Source organism: Verticiella alkaliphila (assembly GCF_018904615.1).
Classification (GTDB): Bacteria; Pseudomonadota; Gammaproteobacteria; order Burkholderiales; family Burkholderiaceae_B; genus Verticiella; species Verticiella alkaliphila.
In genome coordinates this window covers 1-22628 of record NZ_JADCNH010000044.1, presented here as the reverse complement: position 1 = coordinate 22628, position 22628 = coordinate 1, and the positions used below count along the sequence as shown (strand labels likewise).

Genomic DNA, 22628 nt, shown 5'->3' with positions numbered 1-22628 from the left:
CGCTCTGATGCCCTCCCTGTTTGCCGCCGACGATGTCCCTGTGATGCTGACCTGGCAGAGCGCCGATGGCCAGCCCCATGATGCCCGCTGGTGGAGTGCATCGCCGGCACCGCGCCGTGTGCAGGCCGCCGACGACACGATGACGGCGGACGCCGCGTTTCGGCTGGCGAGTGAGGGTACGGGTCTCGTCTGGCAGAGCGATTACCACAACGCCCGCCAGCTTCTGCAGGCGCTTGGCCGGCGGCTGGACAAGCGACGCGGTGCGCCGGTTACCACCATGCCGGACGCCTTTCATCGCCAGCGTCAGCTGCAGGTCCAGCGCGCGCGCACGCTTGGCATGGTGTTGATCCCGGTACAGCCGGGGTATGTCGTTCCACTGCGGCGGGCCCCCCAACTGGTGGAAGCCGCCACCCAGGCCTGGGGGCCGCTGGCTGAGCCGGCCTTGATCCCGCTGCGCGATCTGCTCGGCGCGATCGGGGCCTTCGAGTGGCGTCGCAATGGCGTGGCGGTGCCGGCCCTGGGCGCGAAGGTCCATCCGCACTACGGCGTGTTCGCGCCCACGCGGGCGGAGTATATCGATCTGCTCGCCCAGGCCCCGCTGCCTCCGCAGACGCGCAAGGCATTCGACATCGGGACAGGCACGGGCGTACTCGCGGCCGTGCTGGCCCGGCGTGGGATCGGCGAGGTCGTGGCGACCGACAACCACCCGGCAGCGCTCGCATGCGCCCGGGAGAACATCGCCCACCTGAAGCTGGCCAAGACGGTGCGCGTGGTCGAGGCCGATCTCTTTCCGGAAGGGATGGCAGACCTCATCGTCTGCAATCCGCCGTGGGTGCCCGGCAAGGCAGGCTCCGCGCTGGACAGCGCCGTCTACGATCCCGATGGACGCATGCTCGCCGGGTTCCTGCGGGGGCTGGCGGCGCACCTGTCGCCGCAGGGGGAGGGCTGGCTCGTGCTGTCGGACATTGCCGAGCGTTTCGGCCTGCGTACCCGCGAGCAACTGCTTGCGCAGATCGCCGAGGCTGGCCTGACCGTGCGCGCGCGACTCGATGCCCGACCGAGCCACGGTCGCGCACGTGATGCCACGGATCCGCTGCATGCGGCTCGGGCGGCTGAAGTCACGTCGTTGTGGCGGCTGGCAGCAGCATCACCAGGGTGAACTCCGGGGTGGCGGCAGGCGCAAGGCTGAGCTGCTCGTATACCTGCCGCCCACCCTCGGGATCGCGGAACACCCGGCGTCCGCCCTCGCGGGCGAGGACGCGTTGATCGCGCCAACAGGCGGCAAACTCCGGGCTTTGCTGCTGCAGCGTCTGGACAAGGGTCTGTAGCGTTTCGTCCTGACGGCCCGCCGTGCTGGCCCGGCACTCGGCCACGATCCGGTGGGCTCGCGTCTCCCAGTCGTCGATGAGCGTGCGGGCCGACGGCACCTGGAACACGAACCGCAGCAAATTCTTCTCAGGGCCGTCCAGCCAGCCGCGAAAGAGTCGCTGCGCCGGCGCGTTCCATGCGCGCGCGTCCCAACCATGGTCCAGGACGTAGGCGGGCGCCGAGGTCGTCTCCAGCGCGGCAGCCAGTGCGGGTGGCAGGGGCGGACGCGACGGCAGCCGGGCTGCATCCGGGTCGACGCGACCGGCCAGCTCGAAGAGGTAGGTGCGCTCGGCCGCCGTCAATCGCAGGGCTTCGGCGAGTCGCGCCAACGCGCCGGGTGAGGCTGCGACCGGCCGGCCTTGCTCCAGCCATGTCACCCAAGTGAGGCTGATGCCGGCCGCCAAGGCGAGCTCTTCGCGCCGCAGGCCGGGTGTGCGGCGGCGCGGGGTGCCGCCGGCAAGGCCGGCTTGGGCAGGGGACAGGGCCTCGCGGTGCCGGCGCAGGAAGGCGCCCAGGGCGGCATAGTCGGCCATCGTGCAACCGGGTAGCAAAGATACCAGTATAAAGTGTCATCTTGTACCAGGAATATCGTGGGTGCAGAATCAAGGCCTCTTTTGCGAGGTATGTGATGACCCAGTCGATTTCCCCGTCCCACGATGACGCCACGGCGGACCAGTACGGTCAGCGCGCCAATGCCTATGTCAGCAGCGCCGTCCACGCCGCCGGCGCGGATCTGGATCAGATCGAAGCGCTGGCGCGTTCGCAGTCACCGGAGCGGGCGCTGGATCTGGGGTGTGGTGGCGGGCATGTGGCCTATCGGCTCGCCGAGTGCGCGCAGGCGGTGGTGGCCGTGGACTTGGCCAAGGGCATGTTGAGCGCCGTGGCAGCCGAGGCAGCCACGCGGGGCTTGGGCAATCTCACCGTGCAGCGCGCGGGCGCCGAGGCGCTGCCCATGACGGATGCCAGTGTGGACTTCCTCGCGTCACGGTACAGCGCCCACCATTGGCGCGATGCCGCCGCCGGCCTTGCCGAGGCGCGTCGCGTCCTCGTGCCGGGCGGCGTGGCCGTGTTTGCGGATGTGGTGGCGCCCGAGGCCGCCTTGCTCGATTCGCACCTGCAGACCGTCGAGCTGCTGCGTGACGGCACGCACGTACGGGACTACAGCGTGCCGGAGTGGGTGGCCATGCTGGGCCGCGCCCGCTTTGCCGTGCGCGGCGTGACGCGGCGACGCCTGCGGCTGGACTTTGCCACTTGGATCGCCCGCACCCACACGCCTGAGGTGTTGGTCCAGGCCATCCGCGCCATGCAACAGGCGGCGCCGCAGGAAGTGCAGGCCGCGTTCGCTATCGAGGCCGATGGCAGCTTCACGGTCGATACCGTCACGCTGGAAGCGGTGGCGGTCTAGCCAGACGCGACAACGGCCGGCATGTCGCCATGCCGGCCGCTGCGGTTGAACGTGCCGGTATCAGCCGTTCTGCGCGTCGCCCTCGCCGCGGGCGGCGATCTCGGCGTGCACCTGGGCCATGTCGACTTCCTTGACCTTGTTGATCAACTCGTCGAGCTGGCCAGCGGACAGGGCACCCGGCTGCGAGAACAGCATCACGCGTTCGCGAAACACCATGATGGTCGGAATGGAGCGGATACTGAAGGCCGCTGCCAGTTCCTGCTGTTCTTCGGTGTTGACCTTGGCGAAGGTGACGTCGGTGTGCGTCTCGGCCGCCTTCTCGAACACCGGGGCGAAGCTGCGGCACGGGCCACACCAGGGGGCCCAGAAGTCCACGATGACAGTCTTGTCGTCGGTGACGACGTCCTGCAGGGTTTCCTGGTCGAGTTCGACGATGCTCATGGCTTTCATCCTTGTTGGGCGTTGATAGTGCAGATGGGGACGATCCCCGGGCCGACAACCCCTGTCGAGGTGACGGCCGGCTCCGCGTCGGAGCCTCGCTCGCCGCGCTGCGCTCAGGCAGCGGGCAGGTTGGCCAGGATCTCGTAGGATCGCAGCCGGTCCTCCAGGTGATAGCAGTCGGTGACGATCATCACCTCGTCGGCCTCGGTCTGCTCGACCAATGCCCGCAATTCGCGGGCCACCGTGTGCGGTCCGCCGACGATGGCAGCCGCCAGCCGCTGGCGCACGGCGGCCTCCTCGCGCGGGTGCCAGAGCGCGGCCATGTCGTCCACCGGCGGCTGCAGGGGGCGGCGGGTGCCGCGCACCATGCCGAGGAACTTCTGCTCCGCGGTCGTGGCCAGGCGTCTGGCTTCGGCATCCGTATCGGCGGCCGTCACCGGCACGCCGATCATGGCGTAGGGTTTGGCGAGCGTCTCGGAGGGCTGGAAGAGGTGGCGGTAGAGTCGCATGGCCGCCATGCCCTCCGGAGAAAAGTGCCCGGCGAAGGAGAAGGGCAGGCCCAGGCGCGCCGCAAGGCGGGCGCTGAAGTCGCTGGAGCCCAGCAGCCAGATCGGCACGTCCACGCCGGCGCCAGGAATCGCGCGCACGCGCTGGCCTGGCTCGGCAGGGGCAAAGAAGTAACGCAACTCATCGAGCAGGTCGGGAAAGCGAAAGCCCGCCTGAGGGTCGCGGCCGATGGCTTGCACCGTGGCCGAGTCGGTGCCGGGCGCGCGGCCCAGGCCCAGGTCGATGCGGCCCGGGTACAACGTGGCCAGCGTGCCGAACTGCTCCGCGATGAGCAGTGGCGCGTGATTGGGCAGCATCACGCCGCCCGAGCCGATGCGCAGCGTCTGCGTATGCGCGGCCACGTGGCCGATGAGCACCGCCGTGGCGCTGCTCGCGACCCCGGCAAGATTGTGGTGCTCGGCGAGCCAGAACCGGCGGTAGCCCAGGGCCTCGACGTGACGGGCGAGCGCCACCGAGTTGGCGAACGACGTGGCGATATCCTGGCCTTCCAGGATAGGCGCCAGATCAAGGACGGATAGGGGAACGGGGAACGTGCCAGTCATGCGGATCTCCGGGTCCGGGAAGGTCAGGCGGCGAGCGCGGCCGAGCGTTGGCGGGCAAGGTTCGAGAGACGGTACAGACGTTCGCGGTGCAAGACCTCAGGCAGCGCACCATCGCGCGGGCGGCCGTCGGCAGCCAGGTCGGCTAGCGTGCGCTGCAGCACGGTCTCGATGGCGGCGGCATCCGTCTGCCACCATTGCGCGAAGAGACGGTCCGGATCAGACACGTCCATGCCTTGCTGGCGCAGCTCGCTGCGGTTGAAGTCTTTCAGGTTCCACGTGAGCACGGTCACGCGGGGCGGTGCGGGCAGCCCGCATCGGGCCTTGCCGGCCAGGCCCGCGGCGATCACGTGGAAATCCTTTGGGTCGCTGTGGCGCAGCACCGCTTCGTAGGGGGCGGTATCACCCGGATCCGCGGCCGGAAAGCGTGACTGCATGAGCGTCCACTCGCGCATGAGCAGCTCAGGCTCGATGGGCCAGATGCGCGCGGCGTTGCGTCGCCACTCCAGGCCGATGCGCTCCGACCACAAGGGGTGGAACCAGCCGGCCGCCGCCAGATCGAGCAGGGCGGGGCGCAGGACACCGGACATCAGGATACAGGCGTCCAGGACGATGAAATGGGGGCGGGGCGACGCATCGAGCATGCGGCAGTGTAGCGTCTGCGGCGTGACAGACAGAGAGTGCCCCGGCTGGCGACAGGGGCGTCCGGCAGGTGCCGCTACAATCCGCGCATGCTGGAGGTGAGGATGGACGACGAGACCTGGATGGCGCGGGCATTGGCCTTGGCCGGCGAAGCCGCGGACCGCGGTGAAGTGCCCGTTGGTGCCGTGGTGGTGGGCGCTGACGGCGTGCTGCTGGGCGAGGGCGCCAATCAGCCGATCGCGGGTCACGACCCGACGGCCCACGCCGAGATCATGGCCCTTCGGGCCGCCTGCGCGCGGGCGGGCAATTACCGCCTGCCCGGGGCCACGCTGTACGTGACGCTGGAGCCGTGCGTGATGTGCATGGGGGCCATGCTGCATGCCCGGCTCGCGCGTGTCGTCTATGGCGCGGCCGATCCCAAGACCGGCGCCTGTGGTGGCGTGCTGGATCTGCCCGGCTATACACAGCTCAATCACCAGACGCGCGTCGAAGGTGGCGTGCTCGCGCAGGCCTGTGGGGACACGCTGCGGGCTTTCTTCCGGGCGCGTCGCGGCAAGCGCGCCGAGGGCGTCGTGACCGGCACGGAGGCGCCACCGCAATGAGATAATGTTGCACGGATGGGGCTGTCTCGGCTAACATTGCAACAATGTTGCGTACAGCGTCGTTCGCCATGTCTGCGTCCCTTTCTTACTCGTCGCGTGCTCGCCGCGCCAGCGTGCTGGCGTATTCGGCCAGTGCGCGCGTCGCCGTCGTGCTGCCGCTCGTGGCCGGCTTGTGGGCCGTGGTGGCCTGGGCGTGGGGCAGTGGCGCATGACGGGTCTGCGCCTCATCCCCACACGCGAAGCCGCGCCGGCCGTCCAGCTGGACGGCGTGGGCGTCGCCTACCGGGGCCGCACCGTGCTGCGTGACGTGACCGGGGGCTTCACCGCCGGATCGCTCACCGCCGTCGTCGGGCCCAACGGCGCAGGCAAGAGCACGCTGCTCAAGGCCATCGCGGATCTCGTGCCGCTCGCCGCGGGCCGCGTCACGCGTGCGCTGCCGCGTCACGGCATGGCTTACCTCGCCCAGCAAAGCAGTATCGAGCGCGGCTTTCCGCTGTCGGTTCTGGATTGCGTCTGCCTGGGGTTCTGGCCCGCGGCGCGCATCTGGCACCGGGTCAGCCGCGCGCAGCGCGAGGCTGCTTGCGACGCCCTGGCTGCGGTCGGGCTGGGCGACGTGCTCGATCGCCCGGTCGGCACGTTGTCCGCGGGGCAGTTTCAACGCATGCTCTTCGTACGGGTGCAGTTGCAGGATGCACGGTTCATCCTGCTCGACGAGCCGTTCAATGCGGTTGACGCCGCGACGACCGAGGCGCTCTTGCGCACCGTGGCCGACTGGCACGCCGAAAACCGCACTGTGGTGGCTGTGCTGCACGATCACGCCCAGGTGCGTCAGTGGTTCCCCCAGACGCTGCTGTTGGCACATGCTCCTGTGGCCTGGGGCCCACGGCCGAGGTACTGTGCGACGAGAACCTGCGCCACGTCGGGCAGCTCGCTGACGCTTGGCACGACAGGGCGGCCTGAGATGGCGGGGATGGCAGGCGCGAGTGGACGCCGTTCGGTGTCTCTCGCAAGGCGCCGCGTCGCGGGTTTGCCGGGAGTTTCTTGCCGGTGAGTTTGTACGACTGGGCGGTCGCTCCGTTCGCCGATTTCGTTTTCATGCGTCGTGCTCTCGCGGCCACCCTGGCGCTCGCGCTCGGGAGTGCGCCACTGGGGGTGCTGCTCACCTTGCGCCGCATGAGCCTGGTGGGCGATGCCCTCGCGCACGCCGTTCTGCCCGGCGTGGCTGTCGGGTTCCTGCTGGCCGGCCTGTCTCTGCCGGCGTTGAGCCTGGGCGGATTCATCGCGGGCGTCGTGGTGGTGCTGGGGGCAGCCTGGGTTAGCCGCTTCACCGATCTGAAGGAAGACGCGAGCTTCGCGGCAGGCTACCTGATCGCGCTGGCGGTCGGGGTGCTCCTGATTTCGTCGCACGGTACCCAGCTGGACCTGCTGCACATTCTCTTTGGCAACATCCTGGGCGTGGACCGTGACGGGCTCGTCCTCGTCGCCGGGGTTGCCAGCGTGACGCTGCTTGCCATGGCCGTGTTGTATCGCGCGTTCCTGCTCGAGAGCTTCGATCCGGGGTATCTGCGCAGCATGTCAGGGGCGGGCGGCCTCTACCAGGTCGTGTTCCTGCTGCTCGTGGTGGCCAACCTGGTGGCGGCGTTTCAAGTGATGGGCACGCTCATGGCCGTGGGGCTCATGATGCTGCCTGCGGTGTCGGCGCGGCTCTGGCACGCCATGCTGCCTGCCCAGCTGCTCAACGCGGCCGCACAGGCCGTCGTGGCAGGGTACGCTGGTCTCTTGGTGTCGTTCCATGCCGATCTGCCTTCCGGGCCGGTCATCGTGATGTGTTCGGGGGCGCTGTACGCCGTCTCGCTGCTGCTCGCGCCCCAAGGCTGGCGCGGCAATCGGCGACGCGCAGCCATGCCCCCGTTGTGATGCCCCCCTTGTAAGCGCCTGTCGCGGCGCTGGAGTTCTCTCATGAAGCAATGGCTACGTGTCGTCCTGTGCGGCGTGCTCTGGCTCGGTGCTGCTCAGGCCCTTCGTGCCGAGCCGATCCCGGTCGTCGCGAGTTTCAGCATCCTGGCGGACCTCGCGCGTCAAGTCGGCGGCGAGCACGTCGCGGTGTCCGCGCTCATCGGGCCCGACCAGGACGGGCACGTCTATCAGCCCACGCCGGCCGACGTGGGGCGGGTGGCCAACGCGCGGCTGGTGCTCATCAATGGGCTGGGCTTCGAAGGGTGGCTCACACGCCTCGTCCAGGCAGCCGGCTACGGCGGCCCGGTGCAGGCAGCCAGTGACGGCGTGAAGGTGCGAACCGTGGCCCAGGGGCGGGGCGATGTACCTGATCCCCATGCCTGGCAGGATCCCGTTGCCGTGCAGCAGTACGTGCGCAACATCGCCCAGGCACTGGCCCAGGTCGATCCGGCGCAGGCGGACGCCTATGCGCGCAACGCACAGGCTTACCTGGCTAGGCTGCAGGCGCTCGACACCGACATTCAGGCGCGCTTTTCGGGCATCCCGGCCGACCGGCGCAAGGTCATCACCACCCACGACGCGATGGGCTACTTCGGTGACCGCTACGGTGTGACGTTCGTGCCGGCCCAAGGGCTCACGACGGCGAGCGAGCCATCCGCGCGTCAGCTCGCCGCGCTGATCCGGCAGGTGCGCGTCGAGGGCATCACGGCCTTGTTCGTCGAGAACATGGCGAGCGCGGCCGTATTGCGCCAGATCGCCGCCGAGACCGGCGCGCGTCTGGGCGGCACACTCTACAGCGATGCCTTGTCGGGGGAGGGTGGCGACGCGCCGGATTACCTCACCATGATGCGGCGCAACGCCAACGCGCTTGCAATGGCGCTGACGCCGTGATCTTGCCGGTGGCTCACTTGCGATAGATACCCCCTGGGGGTATATTGAAGTGTCTGGCTTCCTTGAGAACTCGCGATGGCCGCCGTCGATCGCCCCGCTTCGTCCCCTACGCCCCCTGTTGCAGGCGCCACCCGCCTCGCCTTGAGCGGCATGACCTGCGCTGCCTGCGCGAACCGCATCGAGAAGGTGCTGAATCGCTTGCCCGGCGTCGAGGCCCAGGTGAATTTCGCGACCGAGACGGCGCAGGTGACCCATGGTGGCACGACACCGCAGGCGCTCATCGATGCGGTCACGAAGGCGGGCTATGGCGCGACGGTCATCGTGGAGCCCACGGCGCAGCGCGCGGGACAGGACCATGCTGCTCAGGCGGACCTGCGCCGGTTCCTGATCGCAGCGCTCTTCACATTGCCGCTGCTGGTGGAAATGGCGGCGATGCTGGGCTGGGGCGCGCATGGTGTCATTCCACGTGGCTGGCAGTGGCTGCTTGCCACGCCGGTCCAGTTCTGGGTGGGGGCGCGCTTCTATCGCAGCGCTTGGCACAGCGTGCGCGGGGGGGCTGCGAACATGGACGTGCTGGTGGCGCTGGGCACCACCATGGCCTACGGCTACAGCGCGGTGGTGACCGCGCTGGGGCTGCACGATGCCCATGTGTACTTCGAGGCGAGCGCGGCGATCATCACCCTGGTCCTGCTGGGCAAGTGGATGGAGCAGCGCGCCAAGGGCAAGGCCTCCAGTGCCATCGCCCACCTGCTCGACCTCGCACCGCGCATGGCGCGTGTCGAGGTGGAGGGCCAGTTGCGCGAGGTGCCGGTCGGGGATCTGCAGCCCGGAGACATCGTCGTCGTGCGCCACGGCGAAACCGTGGCGGTCGACGGTGACGTGATCGCTGGCGCAGCCTTCGTCGACGAGAGTCTGCTGACAGGCGAGTCCGTGCCGGTGGACAAGCGGGTGGGGGCCCACGTCTTCGCCGGCACGCGCAGCCGCAGCGGCGCCGTGACGATCCGCGCCACGGGTGTGGGTGCGCACACGCAACTCGCCCGCATCGTCCGTCTCGTGGCTGAGGCGCAGGGCTCGCGCGCCCCGAGTCAGCGTCTGGCCGATCGGGTCTCCGCCGTCTTCGTGCCCGTCGTGCTCGCCATCGCCGCGGTCACGTTCGTGGTGACCTGGTGGGTCACCGGCGACGGCGTGGCTGCGCTCGTGCACGCCGTGGCCGTGCTGGTCATCGCCTGCCCCTGCGCGCTCGGTCTGGCCACGCCCACGGCGATCATGGTGGGCATTGGGCGCGGGGCCGCGCAAGGCATCGTGTTTCGCAGTGCTGCGGCGCTCGAGCGTGCCGGCAAAGTCGACGTCGTGGTGCTGGACAAGACCGGGACCCTGACCGAAGGCGCGCCGCGCGTGGTGCGGGTCACCCCGGTAGGCGGTCGAAGCCAGGGCGAGCTGCTGCGCCTGGCGGCGGCGCTGGAGGCGGGCAGTGAGCATCCGCTGGCCCAGGCGGTGCTGGTGGCGGCGGATGCCGCCGGCCTGGAGCGTCCGCCAGCCGAGGATTTCCGTGTGGTCGAAGGGGTTGGTGTCGAAGGTGAGGTCGACGGCGTGCGCGTGCGCGTCGGGGCGCCTCGCTGGGCCTTGCAGGACACCCCCGAGATGGATGCCGCACAGACGCTGGTTGCCGAGCACGCGCATGGCGACACGCTGATTGCCGTCGTGCGCGGCGCGCAGCTGATGGGCTTCATCGCCATCGCCGACGCCGTGCGCGAGGGCGCGGCGGACGCTGTGGCTGCCCTCAATGGGCTCGGCATCGAGGTCGTCATGCTGACGGGCGACAACCCGCACACGGCGGCGGCGGTGGCGCGCACGGTGGGCATCACCCAATACCGCGCGCAGATGCGGCCGCAGCACAAGTCCGACTTCGTGGCCGAGCAGCACGCCCAAGGGCGCGTCGTCGCCATGGTGGGCGATGGCGTGAACGATGCGCCTGCGTTGGCGCTGGCGGACGTGGGCTTTGCCATGGGCGCGGGTAGCGACGTCGCGCTGGAGGCAGGCGGCGTCACGCTGATGCGCAACGACGTGCGGGCCGTGGCCGACGCGATCGCACTGTCGCGCGCCACGCTCGCCAAGATCCGCCAAAACCTTTTCTTCGCCTTTTTCTACAACGCGCTCGGCATCCCGCTGGCGGCCTTCGGCCTGCTCAATCCGGTGGTGGCGGGCGCTGCCATGGCCCTGAGTTCGGTCTCGGTGGTCGGCAATTCACTCTGGTTGCGCCGCTGGCGCAGCCCAATCCGGAGAGCAGCATGAGCGAACAGACATTGACCTTGGACGTGCAGGGCGTGACCTGCGGCGGCTGCGTGACCACGCTGACCCGCGTGATCGGCGCGCTGCCGGGCGTTCGTGAGGTGAGCGTGACGCAGGCCACGGGCCGCACCGAGGTGCGGCTTGACGGGGCGGGTGGCACCGACCGCGCCACCGTCGTCTCGGCCATCGAGGATGCGGGCTATGACGTCGCCTGAGATCGCAGGCGAAGTTTGCCACGTGGCGCACGACCCCGCTCGCCGCGTGGTGCAGCCCGACAAGGCGCGGCTGCTCGCCCGGCTTGGCCGTGTCGAGGGTCAGGTGCGCGGCGTCGCGCGCATGATCGAGGAGGATCGCTACTGCGTGGACGTGCTCACGCAGCTGGCCGCTGCGAAGTCGGCGTTGAATGGCGTGGCCAAGCAGTTGCTCGAATCGCATGCGCGCGGGTGCGTGGCCCGCGCCGCGCGTGACGGCGATGGTGAGGTCGCGATCGACGAGTTGCTGGCCGTCTTGCGCCAGCTCGATGGCAAGGCGTTCGACTGACCTCGGGCCACCCGGCTACACTGGCGCGCATCATGCCCAAGACCGCCGCCACACCCCGCCGCAAGCCCGCCGTCCGTCAACCCGCTGTCGTACCGAGCGGGGCGGACCGGCAGGCGCACGATCATGCCGTCGCCGCGCCGCATGCGCACGATCACGCCCACGATCACGATCATGCGCATGACCACGGCGCTGCCACGCGTGGCAACGCCCGTCGCCGCAAGCCCGGCATCTACCTGATGTCGCCGCGGGCGTCGTGCCGGACCCGGAGTCGCTCGAGCGCGCTCAGGCGCACCTGCAGGCCCTGGGCTACACCACGCGCCTGGATCGCACCGCGCTGGCACGCGAGCAGCGCTTTGCCGGCACCGACGAGCAGCGGCTCGCTGCTTTCACGCGTGCCATCAAGCAATCCCACGACATCGTGATGGCCACTCGGGGCGGCTACGGAATGTCCCGACTTTTGCATCGCATCGACTGGCAGGCGATGGCCGACAGCGGCAAGCGCTTCGTCGGGCACAGCGATTTCACGGCGTTCCAGCTGGGGCTGCTCGCCAAGACCGGTGCCGTGAGCTATGCCGGCCCGATGGCGCGCGCCGACTTCGGCGTGAAGAAGGTCGATCTGCTGACGGCGGAAGTCTTTGGCGAAGTCATGCGCGACGAGCTCGAGATCCTGAGCTTCGAATCGGCCGATGCCGACCCGGTGGACACACGTGGCGTGCTCTGGGGCGGCAATCTGGCCATCGTGGCCTCGCTCGTGGGTACGCCCTACCTGCCGCGCATCCGGGGCGGCATCCTGTTCCTCGAGGACGTGGCCGAGACGCCCTACCGCGTCGAGCGCATGCTGCTGCAACTGCTGCATGCGGGCGTGCTGGCGCGGCAGAAGGCCATCGTGCTCGGACGCTTCACCGAGTACCGCACCGCGCCGCTGGACGACGGCTATGACTTGCCGGACGTGATCGCATGGATCCGCCGCGAGACCGGCGTGCCCGTCGTCACGGGGTTGCCGTTCGGCCATGTCCAGGGCAAGGTGACGCTGCCCATCGGTGCCAAGGCCGGCTTGGCCACCGAAGACGGCATGGCCTATCTCGTGCTGCAGGAACACGAGCACTGAGCCTGCGTCGCCCTGCAGGCGCCGGCCGGCAGGGTGCAGCGCAACATGGTATCTTCAGGCTATCCGGCCGAGACGCCCTGAACGGACGTCTTGGCCTTTGTTTCCTGCGTGCACGGGAGGCCGCCGTGAAGAACATCGACCTGCATTGCCACTCTACCGTGTCGGACGGCGAACTCGCGCCCGCTGACGTGGTGGCGCGCGCTCACGCGCAAGGGGTGGATGTGCTTGCGCTCACCGATCACGATGAGGTGGGCGGCGTGGCCGAGGCCACTCGCGCCGCCCAAGGCCTGGGCATGACGCTGGTGCCAGGCGTGGAGGTGTCCGTGACCTGGGCCAACAAGACGGTGCACATCGTCGGCTTGCAGGTGGACATCGATCACCCGGGCCTGCTGGCCGGGCTCGCCCAGACCCGCAGTGGCAGGCTGGGCCGCGCGGCCGAGATGGGACGCCGCCTGGCGGGGCAGGGCATCGACGGCGCCTACGAAGGCGCCCTGGCGCTCGCGGGGAATCGCAATCTCGTGAGCCGCACGCACTTCGCGCGCTTTCTGGTGGATGGGGGCTATTGCGCCAACATTCAGGAGGTGTTCGAACGCTTTCTGGGCCCGGGCCAGCCCGCGTTCGTGCCCATGCAATGGTCCAACCTCGAAGACGCCGTCGGCTGGATCCGTGCGGCGGGTGGCCAGGCGGTGATCGCGCACCCGGGCCGGTATGACTACACGCCCAACGCGTTTCACGCGTTGTACGAGACGTTCCGCGATCTGGGCGGCGAGGGCATCGAGGTCGTCACGGGGAGCCATTCGCCCGACCAGTACGCTGAGTATGCCCAGGTGGCCCGACAGTATGGCTTTCTGGCGTCTCGCGGCTCGGATTTCCATGCGCCGGGCGAGGGCCGCGTCGATCTGGGCGGGCTGCCCCCCCTGCCTGCAGGGCTCACCCCGGTGTGGGAGCGGTGGCTGTGAGCAAGGCCTTCACCAAGGAAACCGACCAGGACGACGATGATGATGCCGTCCCGGCCGAGCTTGCGCTGCCCAAGGGCACGCGCAATTACCTGACGCCAGGCGGCTATGCCCGGCTTCGCGAAGAGCTCGTTCACCTGATGACGGTGGAGCGCCCCGCCGTGGTGCAGGTGGTGTCCTGGGCAGCGTCCAACGGTGACCGCTCCGAGAACGGCGACTATCTGTACGGCAAGCGTCGCCTGCGCGAGATCGATCGGCGCATGCGCTTTCTCACCAAACGGCTGGACATTGCCGAAGTGGTGGATCCCGCAGCGCAACAGAATCGTGATCAGGTCTTCTTCGGCGCCACGGTGAGCTACCTGGATAACGACGGCGAAGAGATCCGCGTGAAGATCGTCGGGGTGGACGAGGCCGAGCCGCTCAAGGGCCGCATCAGCTGGATCTCGCCCGTGGCGCGCGCGCTGACCAAGGCGCGCATTGGCGACAGCGTGAGTTTGCGCACGCCCGGTGGCGTGCAGACGCTCGAGATCCTGGACGTCGAGTACACGGAAGCGGATCCGCAGTAGGCGCCCAAGACACGCCATCAAGAAAAAAGGCCGGCGCGTAGCGCCGGTCTTGTCGTTTCATCCCTTGATCCGCACGATTCGTTGCACCTGAGGAATCCGGCGCAGGAAGCGGAAGACACGTGCGAGATGCTCGCGGCCATCCACCTGGAGCGTGAAGTGCAGCGTGACGCTGGAGGCGGCGTCGTCCTGCATCGTGACGTGGGTGATGTTGGAATCCGCTGCCGTGACTTCGGCGGCGATCCGGCCGAGCACGCCGCGCTCGTTGCGGGCGATGACGTCGACCCGGGCATTGAAGTGGGTGGCGGGATTCTCGTCCCACCCCACGTTCACCCAGCGTTCCGGCTCGCGTGCCCGCATGCGGCGCGCCACCGGGCAATCCGTGGTGTGCACCACCAGGCCCTGGCCCAGGCGGATGAAGGCCATCAGGGTGTCGCCCGGGATGGGCGAGCAGCACGGCGCGAGTTGCACCGATTGGCCTTCGTTGCCCTGGATCAGGATGGGCGCGCTGCGCGCGGCCACGAACTCATCCACGGCCGCGGCGGTGGTGGCCACCACGTCTGCGCCGGGCGAGAAGCGTCGCGCTACCACGGCGGCCAGGCGCTTGCCCAGGCCGATATCGGCGAGGATCTCCTCGCGCGAATTGGCGCCCGTGGCACGTGCGAGCTTGTTCCAGGCGATGTCCGTCGACTCGGGCAGCTCCAGCCCGAGGACGGTCAGCTCCTGGCGCAGCAGGCGTTCGCCGAAGGCCACCGATTCGGCGTACTTCACCGTGCGCAGATAGTGGCGAATCTCTGAGCGCGCCCGGCCGGAGCGCACGAAATTCAGCCATTGCGCATTCGGACGGGAAGCGGGCGAGGTGACGATGTCCACCGTGTCGCCGCTCTTCAATTCCGTACGCAGCGGCACGAACTCGTTGTTCACCTTCGCGGCCACGGCCTGGTTGCCGATGTCCGTGTGGATGAAGTAGGCGAAGTCGATTGGCGTGGCCCCGCGTGGCAGCGAGATGATCTGCCCGCGCGGCGTGAACACGTAGACCGCGTCCGGGAAGAGGTCGACCTTAACGTGTTCCAGGAACTCGCCCGAATCGCCCGTCTGGCGCTGGATGTCCAATAGCGACTGCAGCCACTGGTGGGTGCGCTTCTGCAGATCGTTGAGCGAGACGTCCGAGCTCTTGTAGAGCCAGTGCGAGGCCACGCCGCTCTCGGCGACGTGGTGCATGTCACGCGTGCGGACCTGGAACTCGACGGGCGTGCCGTAGGGGCCCACTAGCGTGGTATGCAGGGACTGATAGCCATTGATCTTGGGAATGGCGATGTAGTCCTTGAACTTGCCCGGCACCGGCCGGTAGAGCTGGTGCAGCGTGCCAAGCGTGAGATAGCACTCGGGCTGGCTGTGCACCACGACCCGAAAGCCGTAGATGTCCAGGACTTCGGAGAAGGATTTCTTCTGTTCGACCATCTTGGTGTAGATGCCGAAGAGCGTCTTCTCGCGGCCGTACACGTCGGCGTCGATGCCCGCTGCCGGCAGCGCAGCGCGTACCGCCTCGGTGATGCGGCCCACCACTTCCCGACGATTGCCGCGCGCAGAGAGCACCGCCTTTTGCAGTGTGCGGTAGCGGTTCGGATACATCGCCTCGAAGCATCGGTCCTGAAACTCGCGATACAACACATTCAGGCCGAGACGATGGGCGATCGGAGAATAGATGTCGAGCGTTTCGCGAGCGACGCGGCGGCGCTTCTCAGGCGCGACCGCATCCAGCGTGCGCATGTTGTGCAGCCGGTCCGCGAGCTTGATGAGGATGACGCGCACGTCGCGCGCCATGGCCAGCAGCATCTTGCGAAAGCTTTCCGCCTGTTGCTGCGTCTTGGTGGCGAAATCCAGGCGATCGAGCTTGGACAGGCCGTCGACGAGCTCGGCGACTTCGCCGCCGAAGCGTTCGGCGAGTTCCTGCTTGGGCACCCCCTGGTCCTCCATGACGTCATGGAGGAGGGCGGCCATCAGCGCATCCGTGTCGAGCTTCCAGCCCGCGCAGATCTCGGTGACGGCAATGGGGTGCGTGATGTAGGGCTCGCCGCTGGTGCGAAACTGCCCCAGGTGAGCAGCATCCGAGAACTTGTAGGCCTCGCGCACCCGCTGGACATCCGCAGGGGCAAGATACGTCGCGAGCTGCTCGGTCAGCGGCGCGAGGGTCACGGTCACGTGCGAGGCCGCGGCCGCAGCCAGCCCTGCCGCACCAGCAGGGGCGGCGACGGGCTCGGCGGTGTCATTGCGCGGCGCCATGCGGTCTGTCCGATCAGGTGGGAACCTTGCGCAGCATTTCCACACCGGTCACGCCAGCGGCCACTTCGCGCAAGGCGGTGACGGTCGGCTTGTCCTTGCTGTCGACGCGGGCCATGTGGCCTTGGGCCAGTTCACGAGCGCGATAGGTGGCAGCCAGGGTGAGCTTGAAGCGGTTGGGGATGCGATCCAGGCAGTCTTCGACGGTGATGCGGGCCATGAGGGGTTCCTTGTGAAAACGCAATGCAGCGCGGGCGCCTCAGGGCGCCACGCGCATCAAGAATTATCGCTCGCCTGGATGCCGAGCTGCGTGAAAAGCTCGGTATGCCGTGCGGATTGGTTGGCGTAGCGAAGACGACTTGCACGCACGACCGTGCGCATTTCTTCAAGCGCTACGCTAAAGTCTTGATTAATAATAACATATTCGAACTCGGGCGCGTGTGCGATCTCGCTGCCCGCGGCCAGGAGTCGACGTGCGATCACCTGGGGCGAATCCTGCCCCCGGCTGTTGAGACGCTGCTCAAGCACGTCGATGGACGGGGGCACGATGAAGATCCCCACGGCGGCCGGGAACTGCTGGCGCACCTGGCGTGCGCCCTGCCAGTCGATCTCGAGGATCACGTCCACGCCGCGCGCGGCGGCATCGAGGATCCAGCGGCGCGGCGTGCCGTAGTAATTGCCGTGCACCTTGGCCCACTCGAGCAGCTCGCCTTGCTCGCGCATCTGCTCGAAGGCTTCACGGCTGACGAATCGGTACTCGCGGCCATCCTGTTCGCCCGGACGCGGCTCGCGCGTGGTGCAGGACACGGACAACTGAATGGCGGGGTCGCTGGCAAGGAGGCTCGCGACGAGGCTGGATTTGCCGCCGCCGCTGGGCGCGGCGACGACGAAGACATTGCCGGCAAGCGGCGCATGTGCATGGGAGGTCATCGAGGTATTTTAGCGCGGCGGGTATGATCCGTACTGAAACCAAGAAAATCACCGGGAGGCGTACGAGACACATGACATACCAACCCTTCGATCTGACCGGCAAGGTGGCGCTGGTGACGGGCGGCAACGGTGGCATCGGGCTGGGCTTCGTCCAGGCGCTGGCCGCCGCGGGCGCCGACATCGCGCTCTGGGGCACGAACGCCGAGAAGAACGCGGCGGCCGCCGAGATCGTGAAGGCGGCCGGGCGCCGTGTGCTCGCACTGACCTGCGACGTGGGCGAGGAGGCCCAAGTCGTGGACGCCTTCGCCCGCACGGTCGATACCTTCGGGCGCGTGGATGGCTGCTTTGCCAACGCCGGGGTGAGCGGTCGCGGCGCGGTCGCCTTTCGCGACATGCCCGCCGAGGAATGGCGTCGCGTCATGCGCGTGAATCTGGACGGGGTCTTCTTTACCTTTCGCGAGGCGGCGCGCCACATGGTCGAGCGCGGCGAAGGCGGCGTCCTGGTCGGCACCGCCTCGCTGGCGGCGATCGAGGGCGCGCCACGCGCTGAGCACTATGCAGCGACCAAGGGCGCCGTCATCTCGATGGTGCGCTCGCTGGCGGTGGAGCATGCGCGCCACGGCATCCGCGCCCATTCGGTGTTGCCGGGCTGGATTGCCACGGACATGACGGCGCGAAAGACGAACGACACGCGCTTTCACGACGCCGTCATGCCGCGCATTCCCATGCGTCGCTGGGGCACGGGCGACGACTTCGGCGGCATCGCGGTCTACCTGATGAGCGACGCCTCGCGCTATCACACCGGCGACACCTTCGTGATCGACGGCGGTTACTCGCTTTTCTGATTCCTCTGGCAGAACGCCCATGTCCGAACATTCCTCCGCCGACGCGCTGGTGCGCGTCGAGCGCGACCCGGCGGGCTACGCCGTGGTCACCCTGAATCGCCCTGCGGCGCTCAACGCGCTCTCGCGGGCCTTGCGTGCTGAGCTTGCCGACACGTTCACGGCACTGGCCGAGGACCCTGCTGTGCGCGTCGTGATCCTCACCGGGGCCGGGCGCGGCTTCTGCGCCGGCCTGGACCTGAAGGAGCTGGCGCAGACGCAGCCGGCCGACAGTTCGGTAGCGGCCAATCCCGTGGCTGCGATCGAAGCGTTTCCGGGACCCGTCATCGGTGCCATCAATGGGGTAGCCGTCACGGGTGGCTTCGAACTCGCGCTCGCCTGTGACGTGCTGCTCGCCGCCGAGGAGGCCCGCTTTGCCGACACGCATGCGCGGGTGGGCATCATGCCGGGCTGGGGGTTGTCGCAGAAGCTCTCGCGCACAGTGGGCATCTGGCGCGCCAAGGAACTGTCGTTCTCCGGCAACTTTCTCTCGGCCGCGCAGGCCGATGCCTGGGGCTTGGTCAACCGCGTCGTGCCGGGCGCCGAGCTGCTCGCGCAGGCCCGGCGTCTCGCGCTGGACATGCTGGAGGCCGATCCCGCCATGCTGCGCAGCATGAAGCGTCTGATCGACGAGGGGTATGCCATGCCGATGGGCGAGGCACGTGCCTACGAACGTGCGCGCGGCGACGCGGCGAGACGGTTCGATGCGCCTGGTGTGCGGGATTGGGAAACGCAGGTCCGCTCGCGGGGCAGGGCTCAAAGCGGAGACGCAGCATGACGCCCACGCCAGTGATCCCTGTTGCCGGCGCCGAATTGCCGAGCCCCGTCGTGCCGCGTCCGGCGGCGTTGCTCATCCTCGCGCGCGATGGCGAAGAGGGGCTGGAGGTGTTCATGCTCCAGCGCACCGGCAAGGCGGATTTCGTGCCGGGCGCGAACGTCTTCCCGGGTGGCGGCGTGGATGCCGCCGACAGCGAGCCCGGCATTGCCGCCTTCGCGGGCGAACTCAACGATGCCACCGCGAGCGCCGCGTTGGGTCTGCCCGCTGGGGGGCTGGGTTATTGGGTCGGCGCTGTGCGCGAATGTTTCGAGGAAGCCGGTCTGCTGCTCGCGCAGCGGCGTGACGGCGACGCGCTGGACTTTGCCCAACCTGAGGTGGCCGCCCGATTCGCCGAGCTGCGCCGCGCCCTGAACGCGGGGCGAACCACATTCGCGGAACTATGCGCAGCCGAGTCGCTGCGGCTCACCCTGGACCGCATGGTGTACTTCGCGCACTGGATCACTCCGGTGGGGATGAACCGTCGCTACGACACACGCTTTTTCGTGGCGCCCGCGCCGCTCGGCCAGCTCGCCTCGCATGACGAGGCCGAGACCGTCGACAGCGTCTGGATCCGGCCGGCCGACGCGCTCGAGCGCCATGCCCAGGGCAGTTTCTCGCTCGTCTATGCCACGCGCGAAACCCTGCAGGCCCTGAGCGGTTTCGCCACCGTGGCCGACCTCATGGCGCACGCGCGCGGGGTGAGCGGCATTGCTGCCCGCATGCCGCGCGTTGGCACGGGGCCCAAGGGCCGGCACGTCGTCGGACCGCGCGATGCCTGTTACGCCGAGCTCGGCTTCATCGATCCGCATGGGCATGGCCAGGCCTTGTGCCAGATCGTGCCCGGGACGGCCGTGCGTCTGGCCGAGGGCGTCTGGCGACTCACCGCGGCCAACCCGAGCTACATGACGGGGCCAGGTACCAATACCTACCTCCTGGGCGATGCCGAGGGCGTCACGGTGATCGATCCCGGTCCGGCGGATCCGGAGCACGTGCGCGCCATCCTCGCCCACGCGCCGGGGCCGATCACCCAGATCCTCGTCACGCACACGCATTCGGATCATTCGCCCGCGGCCGCGCTGCTCAAGGCCCAGACCGGCGCAAGCGTCATCGGCCTGCCAGCACCGCCTGGTGTCCAGGACCAGACGTTCGCGCCCGAATACTGCCCCGAGGACGGGGACAGCATCCCGACGCGCGCGGGCACGCTGCAGGTGTTGCACACGCCGGGTCATGCGAGCAATCACCTGTGCTATCTGCATCCGGCGACGCGCCTGCTCTTCTCGGGCGATCACATCATGCAAGGCTCGACGGTGGTCATCAATCCGCCGGATGGCGACATGCGGACGTATCTCGCCTCGCTGGAGCGGCTGCTGGCTGAGGACATCGGCCACATCGCGCCCGCTCACGGCTTTCTCATGGATGATCCACAGGGTGTGGTCCGCGAACTCATCGCGCACCGCCTGCGCCGCGAAGCGGTGATCCTGCGTGCCCTGCAGACCGACGGGCCCGCCACCACCGAGGCACTGCTCCCCCGCGTGTATGCGCATATCTCAGGGCCTCTCAAAAAGGTCGCAGCGCGTTCCTTGCAGGCGCATCTTGACAAGCTCGAGAAGGATGAAAAGGTGAGTCTGCAGGACGGCGTCTGGCATGCGACAAACGCGGGAACAGAGGGCGGATAGGCGCCTTGTTCTGCCTCTTGGTATCTGGATGTGACGGGTAGTATCGGGGCACCGTGTTGCCCCGGCCCGGCCACGGGTCTGGGAGCGCGGCGCCGATCGATCATCGGCAGCCTGCCAACATCTCCCACCCAAGAGAGTTTCATGCGTTCCTCGAAAGCCCGCGGCCCGCGCGGCATGCGTATCTCAACCCGTCTCTATCTCGGTTTCGCCTTCCTGCTGTTGATGACAGCCCTGGTCGGCGCCGCAGGCCTTTACACCTCCGCGAACATCCTCGCCGAAAGCCGCAAGCTCGATCTGGCCATGGACATCCAGTCGTCGGCGAGCGTGGCGTCGCGCGAGAACCTGCTGTATCGCATTTCGGGGAACGAGGCGCACGTTCGCGCGGGCGAAGCCGCCCTGGTCGAGCTGCAGCGTGCCGTTCAGGAGGCGCGCGGTCTCACGTGGAGCGAGGAGGCACTCGAAGAGCTCAATCGCATCGACGCCTGGGCGGCCACGTACCGTAACCGTCGGGGCGACCTCGTCCTCGAGCGCACCCAGCAGACGCGGACGCTGCAACTGTTCACGGCGAGTGCGGGCGATTTGCGCAAGGCTTATGGCGAGTTCTCGGATCGCCTGGCGACCGCCGTCGCGCAAGGGTCTATCGAGTATGGTGAAGGGCTCACGCAGTTCGCCGTCATGGCGAGCGAACTCGAGCGCGCGCTTGCCTACTCGATGTACGAGATGCGCGCGCTCGCCGCAGGTGACACCAGTGTGACCCAAACCCAGGTGCAAGCGGATCTGGAGCGCACTGCGCGCCGCACGGACGCCATCGGCATGCAGATGCCACCCGCCGAGGCGAAGATGGTGGCTGACATCGTCGAGGAAATGACGTACTTCCGCGGCCTGGTCAGCGACTATCTGCCGTCGGTCGCGCAAGAGCGCGAGATCGGTGAGCAGATGGACACGATCGCCGGCCAGTTGGCGAACGCCGCTGCTGCGCTGTCGGCCACCGGCGAGAAGGACATGCACGCGGCGAGCGAGCTTGCCGCGCCGATCATTCTCACTGCCGCGGCGATCGCGCTGCTGGCGGGGCTGCTGATGGCATGGTTCCTCGCCCGCCGGATCAATCGCCCGCTGGCGGAGACTGTGAGCGTGGCCAACCGCATTGCCCAGGGCGACCTGAGCGGTCAGATCGATACCCGCCGCCAGGACGAGTTCGGCCAGGTGCTGCAGGCCATGGCCACGATGCAGGGCTTTCTCGCCCGCACGGTGCAATCTGTGCGTCAAGGCGTGGATGAGATCAACGCAGGCGTGCGGGAGATCGCGCTGGGCAATTCGGATCTGTCGTCGCGTTCGGAGCAGCAGGCCGCCGCGCTCGAGCAGACGGCTGCCAGCATGGAGCAGCTTGCTGCCACCGTGAAGAACAACGCCGACAACGCCAATCAGGCGAGCGGCCTGGCGCAGGACGCCTCGACCGTGGCCACGGACGGTGGCCAGACGGTGCAACGTCTGGTGACGACCATGGACGGGATCTCCGCGAGCTCGCGCGAGATCGCCGACATCATCGGGGTGATCGAGAGCATCGCCTTCCAGACCAACATCCTCGCGCTGAACGCGGCGGTCGAAGCCGCACGCGCCGGCGAGCAGGGCAAGGGCTTCGCCGTGGTCGCCAGCGAAGTGCGGGCGCTCGCGCAGCGCAGTGCCGGCGCTGCCAAGGACATCAAGGGTCTCATCGATGCGTCCGTCAAGCGCGTGTCCACGGGCACGGGCGAAGTCCAGGAGGCTGCGCGCACGATGCAGGGCATCGTGAGCGCCGTGGAGCGCGCCACCCACATCATGCGCGAGATCGCATCGGCGTCCGAAGAACAGGCGCACGGCATCGCGCAGGTCAATCAGGCCATCGGCCAGATGGACAGCTCCACGCAGCAGAACGCCGCGCTGGTGGAACAGGCTGCCGCGGCCTCAGCCTCGCTGGAAGCCCAGGCCAGCCGCCTGAGCGAAGCCGTGGCGATCTTCCGCCTGGGTGCGGACGACGTCATCGACATGCGGGCGGGCGCGGCGAGCCTGCCGGGCCAGGCCGCCCAGCTCGCCTGGGCAGCGCGGCGCCGACCGAGAACCCGGCAGCGCCGCACCCGCACTGCCGTCCGGCAAGCCATCTACGCCCGCCGCCGCACCCGCGCTGGGCATGCGTGGCCGCG

The 22628-nt window shown here is 68.5% G+C and carries 23 protein-coding genes and 1 pseudogene; 17 read left to right on the top strand and 7 right to left on the bottom strand.

Features of this window, described 5'->3' with window-relative positions:
• Positions 1–7: 7 nt before the first annotated feature.
• Entirely contained in the window at positions 8–1159 is a 1152-nt protein-coding gene (locus tag IMZ29_RS19445) for a methyltransferase (protein WP_371820362.1), read from the top strand.
• Here IMZ29_RS19445 and IMZ29_RS19440 read toward each other — a convergent pair.
• Positions 1119–1901: a helix-turn-helix transcriptional regulator gene (locus IMZ29_RS19440; protein ID WP_216187220.1), complete on the bottom strand. Its 783-nt coding sequence runs from the start codon at positions 1899–1901 to the stop codon at positions 1119–1121. The genes IMZ29_RS19445 and IMZ29_RS19440 overlap by 41 nt on opposite strands.
• A gap of 95 nt (positions 1902–1996) precedes the next feature.
• Here IMZ29_RS19440 and IMZ29_RS19435 point away from each other — a divergent pair, with 95 nt between their 5' ends.
• On the top strand, positions 1997–2773 hold the full coding sequence (locus IMZ29_RS19435; protein WP_216187218.1) for a class I SAM-dependent methyltransferase: 777 nt from the start codon (positions 1997–1999) through the stop codon (positions 2771–2773).
• A 60-nt stretch (positions 2774–2833) separates the two neighbouring features.
• Here IMZ29_RS19435 and trxA read toward each other — a convergent pair whose 3' ends face one another.
• The 3 genes from trxA to IMZ29_RS19420 form a co-directional block, all read right to left on the bottom strand.
• A complete protein-coding gene (trxA, locus tag IMZ29_RS19430; RefSeq protein ID WP_216187216.1) occupies positions 2834–3214 on the bottom strand; it encodes a thioredoxin in 381 nt (126 codons plus the stop codon).
• 113 nt (positions 3215–3327) lie between these two features.
• The gene (locus IMZ29_RS19425) at positions 3328–4323 is read right to left on the bottom strand and encodes an LLM class flavin-dependent oxidoreductase (RefSeq protein ID WP_216187214.1); all 996 of its coding nucleotides are present in this window, start codon (positions 4321–4323) and stop codon (positions 3328–3330) included.
• A gap of 23 nt (positions 4324–4346) precedes the next feature.
• Entirely contained in the window at positions 4347–4964 is a 618-nt protein-coding gene (locus tag IMZ29_RS19420; protein ID WP_216187212.1) for a PIN domain-containing protein, read from the bottom strand.
• A 102-nt stretch (positions 4965–5066) separates the two neighbouring features.
• Between IMZ29_RS19420 and tadA the strand changes: the two genes are divergently transcribed.
• From tadA to greB, 11 genes and pseudogenes are all read left to right on the top strand, one after another.
• A complete protein-coding gene (gene tadA / locus IMZ29_RS19415) occupies positions 5067–5564 on the top strand; it encodes a tRNA adenosine(34) deaminase TadA (protein ID WP_216187210.1) in 498 nt (165 codons plus the stop codon).
• A gap of 68 nt (positions 5565–5632) precedes the next feature.
• Positions 5633–5776, top strand: coding sequence for a hypothetical protein (locus tag IMZ29_RS19410; RefSeq protein ID WP_216187208.1), 144 nt, complete (start codon positions 5633–5635; stop codon positions 5774–5776).
• Positions 5773–6615 (top strand): metal ABC transporter ATP-binding protein, encoded by an 843-nt coding sequence (locus tag IMZ29_RS19405; protein ID WP_216187206.1) that lies wholly within the window; start codon positions 5773–5775, stop codon positions 6613–6615. The genes IMZ29_RS19410 and IMZ29_RS19405 overlap by 4 nt, the downstream gene beginning before the upstream one ends.
• 44 nt (positions 6616–6659) lie before the next feature.
• Entirely contained in the window at positions 6660–7481 is an 822-nt protein-coding gene (locus tag IMZ29_RS19400) for a metal ABC transporter permease (RefSeq protein ID WP_216187204.1), read from the top strand.
• Between the two features lie 42 nt (positions 7482–7523).
• Complete coding sequence (locus IMZ29_RS19395; RefSeq protein WP_216187202.1) at positions 7524–8411, top strand: metal ABC transporter substrate-binding protein; 888 nt, start codon at positions 7524–7526, stop codon at positions 8409–8411.
• 75 nt (positions 8412–8486) lie between these two features.
• Positions 8487–10703, top strand: coding sequence for a heavy metal translocating P-type ATPase (locus tag IMZ29_RS19390; RefSeq protein ID WP_216187200.1), 2217 nt, complete (start codon positions 8487–8489; stop codon positions 10701–10703).
• Positions 10700–10915 carry a heavy-metal-associated domain-containing protein gene (locus IMZ29_RS19385; protein WP_216187198.1) on the top strand — a complete coding sequence of 72 codons (216 nt, stop codon included), beginning with the start codon at positions 10700–10702 and terminating at the stop codon, positions 10913–10915. Before IMZ29_RS19390 ends, IMZ29_RS19385 begins: the two co-directional genes overlap by 4 nt.
• Complete coding sequence (locus IMZ29_RS19380; protein WP_216187196.1) at positions 10902–11240, top strand: metal-sensitive transcriptional regulator; 339 nt, start codon at positions 10902–10904, stop codon at positions 11238–11240. Before IMZ29_RS19385 ends, IMZ29_RS19380 begins: the two co-directional genes overlap by 14 nt.
• Positions 11241–11476: 236 nt before the next feature.
• A pseudogene (locus IMZ29_RS19375) lies at positions 11477–12348 on the top strand (LD-carboxypeptidase).
• Between the two features lie 125 nt (positions 12349–12473).
• Positions 12474–13307 carry a 3',5'-nucleoside bisphosphate phosphatase gene (locus IMZ29_RS19370; RefSeq protein WP_216187194.1) on the top strand — a complete coding sequence of 278 codons (834 nt, stop codon included), beginning with the start codon at positions 12474–12476 and terminating at the stop codon, positions 13305–13307.
• The gene (gene greB / locus IMZ29_RS19365; RefSeq protein ID WP_216187192.1) at positions 13304–13870 is read left to right on the top strand and encodes a transcription elongation factor GreB; all 567 of its coding nucleotides are present in this window, start codon (positions 13304–13306) and stop codon (positions 13868–13870) included. The genes IMZ29_RS19370 and greB overlap by 4 nt, the downstream gene beginning before the upstream one ends.
• A gap of 57 nt (positions 13871–13927) precedes the next feature.
• Here the strand turns inward: greB and IMZ29_RS19360 are convergent, their stop codons facing one another.
• From IMZ29_RS19360 to gmk, 3 genes are read right to left on the bottom strand one after another with little or no spacing between them, the layout of a single operon-like run.
• On the bottom strand, positions 13928–16150 hold the full coding sequence (locus IMZ29_RS19360; RefSeq protein ID WP_216187190.1) for a RelA/SpoT family protein: 2223 nt from the start codon (positions 16148–16150) through the stop codon (positions 13928–13930).
• A gap of 13 nt (positions 16151–16163) precedes the next feature.
• The gene (gene rpoZ, locus IMZ29_RS19355) at positions 16164–16367 is read right to left on the bottom strand and encodes a DNA-directed RNA polymerase subunit omega (protein ID WP_216187188.1); all 204 of its coding nucleotides are present in this window, start codon (positions 16365–16367) and stop codon (positions 16164–16166) included.
• A 56-nt stretch (positions 16368–16423) separates the two neighbouring features.
• On the bottom strand, positions 16424–17077 hold the full coding sequence (gene gmk / locus IMZ29_RS19350; RefSeq protein ID WP_216187186.1) for a guanylate kinase: 654 nt from the start codon (positions 17075–17077) through the stop codon (positions 16424–16426).
• A gap of 71 nt (positions 17078–17148) precedes the next feature.
• Here gmk and IMZ29_RS19345 point away from each other — a divergent pair, with 71 nt between their 5' ends.
• From IMZ29_RS19345 to IMZ29_RS23120, 4 genes are all read left to right on the top strand, one after another.
• Positions 17149–17922: an SDR family NAD(P)-dependent oxidoreductase gene (locus IMZ29_RS19345; protein ID WP_216187184.1), complete on the top strand. Its 774-nt coding sequence runs from the start codon at positions 17149–17151 to the stop codon at positions 17920–17922.
• A gap of 19 nt (positions 17923–17941) precedes the next feature.
• The gene (locus tag IMZ29_RS19340) at positions 17942–18736 is read left to right on the top strand and encodes an enoyl-CoA hydratase (protein WP_216187182.1); all 795 of its coding nucleotides are present in this window, start codon (positions 17942–17944) and stop codon (positions 18734–18736) included.
• Positions 18733–20451 (top strand): MBL fold metallo-hydrolase, encoded by a 1719-nt coding sequence (locus IMZ29_RS19335; protein WP_216187180.1) that lies wholly within the window; start codon positions 18733–18735, stop codon positions 20449–20451. Before IMZ29_RS19340 ends, IMZ29_RS19335 begins: the two co-directional genes overlap by 4 nt.
• 141 nt (positions 20452–20592) lie before the next feature.
• Positions 20593–22628: methyl-accepting chemotaxis protein (locus IMZ29_RS23120; RefSeq protein WP_305852521.1), on the top strand; the 2036-nt coding region annotated here is incomplete at its 3' end.

What these genes read in the sequence shown, in the direction of transcription:
- IMZ29_RS19445 (WP_371820362.1), top strand. Translation starts at nt 8, where the DNA reads ATGCCCTCCCTGTTTGCCGCCGACGATGTCCCTGTGATGCTGACCTGG.
- IMZ29_RS19440 (WP_216187220.1), bottom strand. Translation starts at nt 1,901, where the DNA reads ATGGCCGACTATGCCGCCCTGGGCGCCTTCCTGCGCCGGCACCGCGAG.
- IMZ29_RS19435 (WP_216187218.1), top strand. Translation starts at nt 1,997, where the DNA reads ATGACCCAGTCGATTTCCCCGTCCCACGATGACGCCACGGCGGACCAG.
- trxA (WP_216187216.1), bottom strand. Translation starts at nt 3,214, where the DNA reads ATGAGCATCGTCGAACTCGACCAGGAAACCCTGCAGGACGTCGTCACC.
- IMZ29_RS19425 (WP_216187214.1), bottom strand. Translation starts at nt 4,323, where the DNA reads ATGACTGGCACGTTCCCCGTTCCCCTATCCGTCCTTGATCTGGCGCCT.
- IMZ29_RS19420 (WP_216187212.1), bottom strand. Translation starts at nt 4,964, where the DNA reads ATGCTCGATGCGTCGCCCCGCCCCCATTTCATCGTCCTGGACGCCTGT.
- tadA (WP_216187210.1), top strand. Translation starts at nt 5,067, where the DNA reads ATGGACGACGAGACCTGGATGGCGCGGGCATTGGCCTTGGCCGGCGAA.
- IMZ29_RS19410 (WP_216187208.1), top strand. Translation starts at nt 5,633, where the DNA reads ATGTCTGCGTCCCTTTCTTACTCGTCGCGTGCTCGCCGCGCCAGCGTG.
- IMZ29_RS19405 (WP_216187206.1), top strand. Translation starts at nt 5,773, where the DNA reads ATGACGGGTCTGCGCCTCATCCCCACACGCGAAGCCGCGCCGGCCGTC.
- IMZ29_RS19400 (WP_216187204.1), top strand. Translation starts at nt 6,660, where the DNA reads ATGCGTCGTGCTCTCGCGGCCACCCTGGCGCTCGCGCTCGGGAGTGCG.
- IMZ29_RS19395 (WP_216187202.1), top strand. Translation starts at nt 7,524, where the DNA reads ATGAAGCAATGGCTACGTGTCGTCCTGTGCGGCGTGCTCTGGCTCGGT.
- IMZ29_RS19390 (WP_216187200.1), top strand. Translation starts at nt 8,487, where the DNA reads ATGGCCGCCGTCGATCGCCCCGCTTCGTCCCCTACGCCCCCTGTTGCA.
- IMZ29_RS19385 (WP_216187198.1), top strand. Translation starts at nt 10,700, where the DNA reads ATGAGCGAACAGACATTGACCTTGGACGTGCAGGGCGTGACCTGCGGC.
- IMZ29_RS19380 (WP_216187196.1), top strand. Translation starts at nt 10,902, where the DNA reads ATGACGTCGCCTGAGATCGCAGGCGAAGTTTGCCACGTGGCGCACGAC.
- IMZ29_RS19360 (WP_216187190.1), bottom strand. Translation starts at nt 16,150, where the DNA reads ATGGCGCCGCGCAATGACACCGCCGAGCCCGTCGCCGCCCCTGCTGGT.
- rpoZ (WP_216187188.1), bottom strand. Translation starts at nt 16,367, where the DNA reads ATGGCCCGCATCACCGTCGAAGACTGCCTGGATCGCATCCCCAACCGC.
- gmk (WP_216187186.1), bottom strand. Translation starts at nt 17,077, where the DNA reads ATGACCTCCCATGCACATGCGCCGCTTGCCGGCAATGTCTTCGTCGTC.
- IMZ29_RS19345 (WP_216187184.1), top strand. Translation starts at nt 17,149, where the DNA reads ATGACATACCAACCCTTCGATCTGACCGGCAAGGTGGCGCTGGTGACG.
- IMZ29_RS19340 (WP_216187182.1), top strand. Translation starts at nt 17,942, where the DNA reads ATGTCCGAACATTCCTCCGCCGACGCGCTGGTGCGCGTCGAGCGCGAC.
- IMZ29_RS19335 (WP_216187180.1), top strand. Translation starts at nt 18,733, where the DNA reads ATGACGCCCACGCCAGTGATCCCTGTTGCCGGCGCCGAATTGCCGAGC.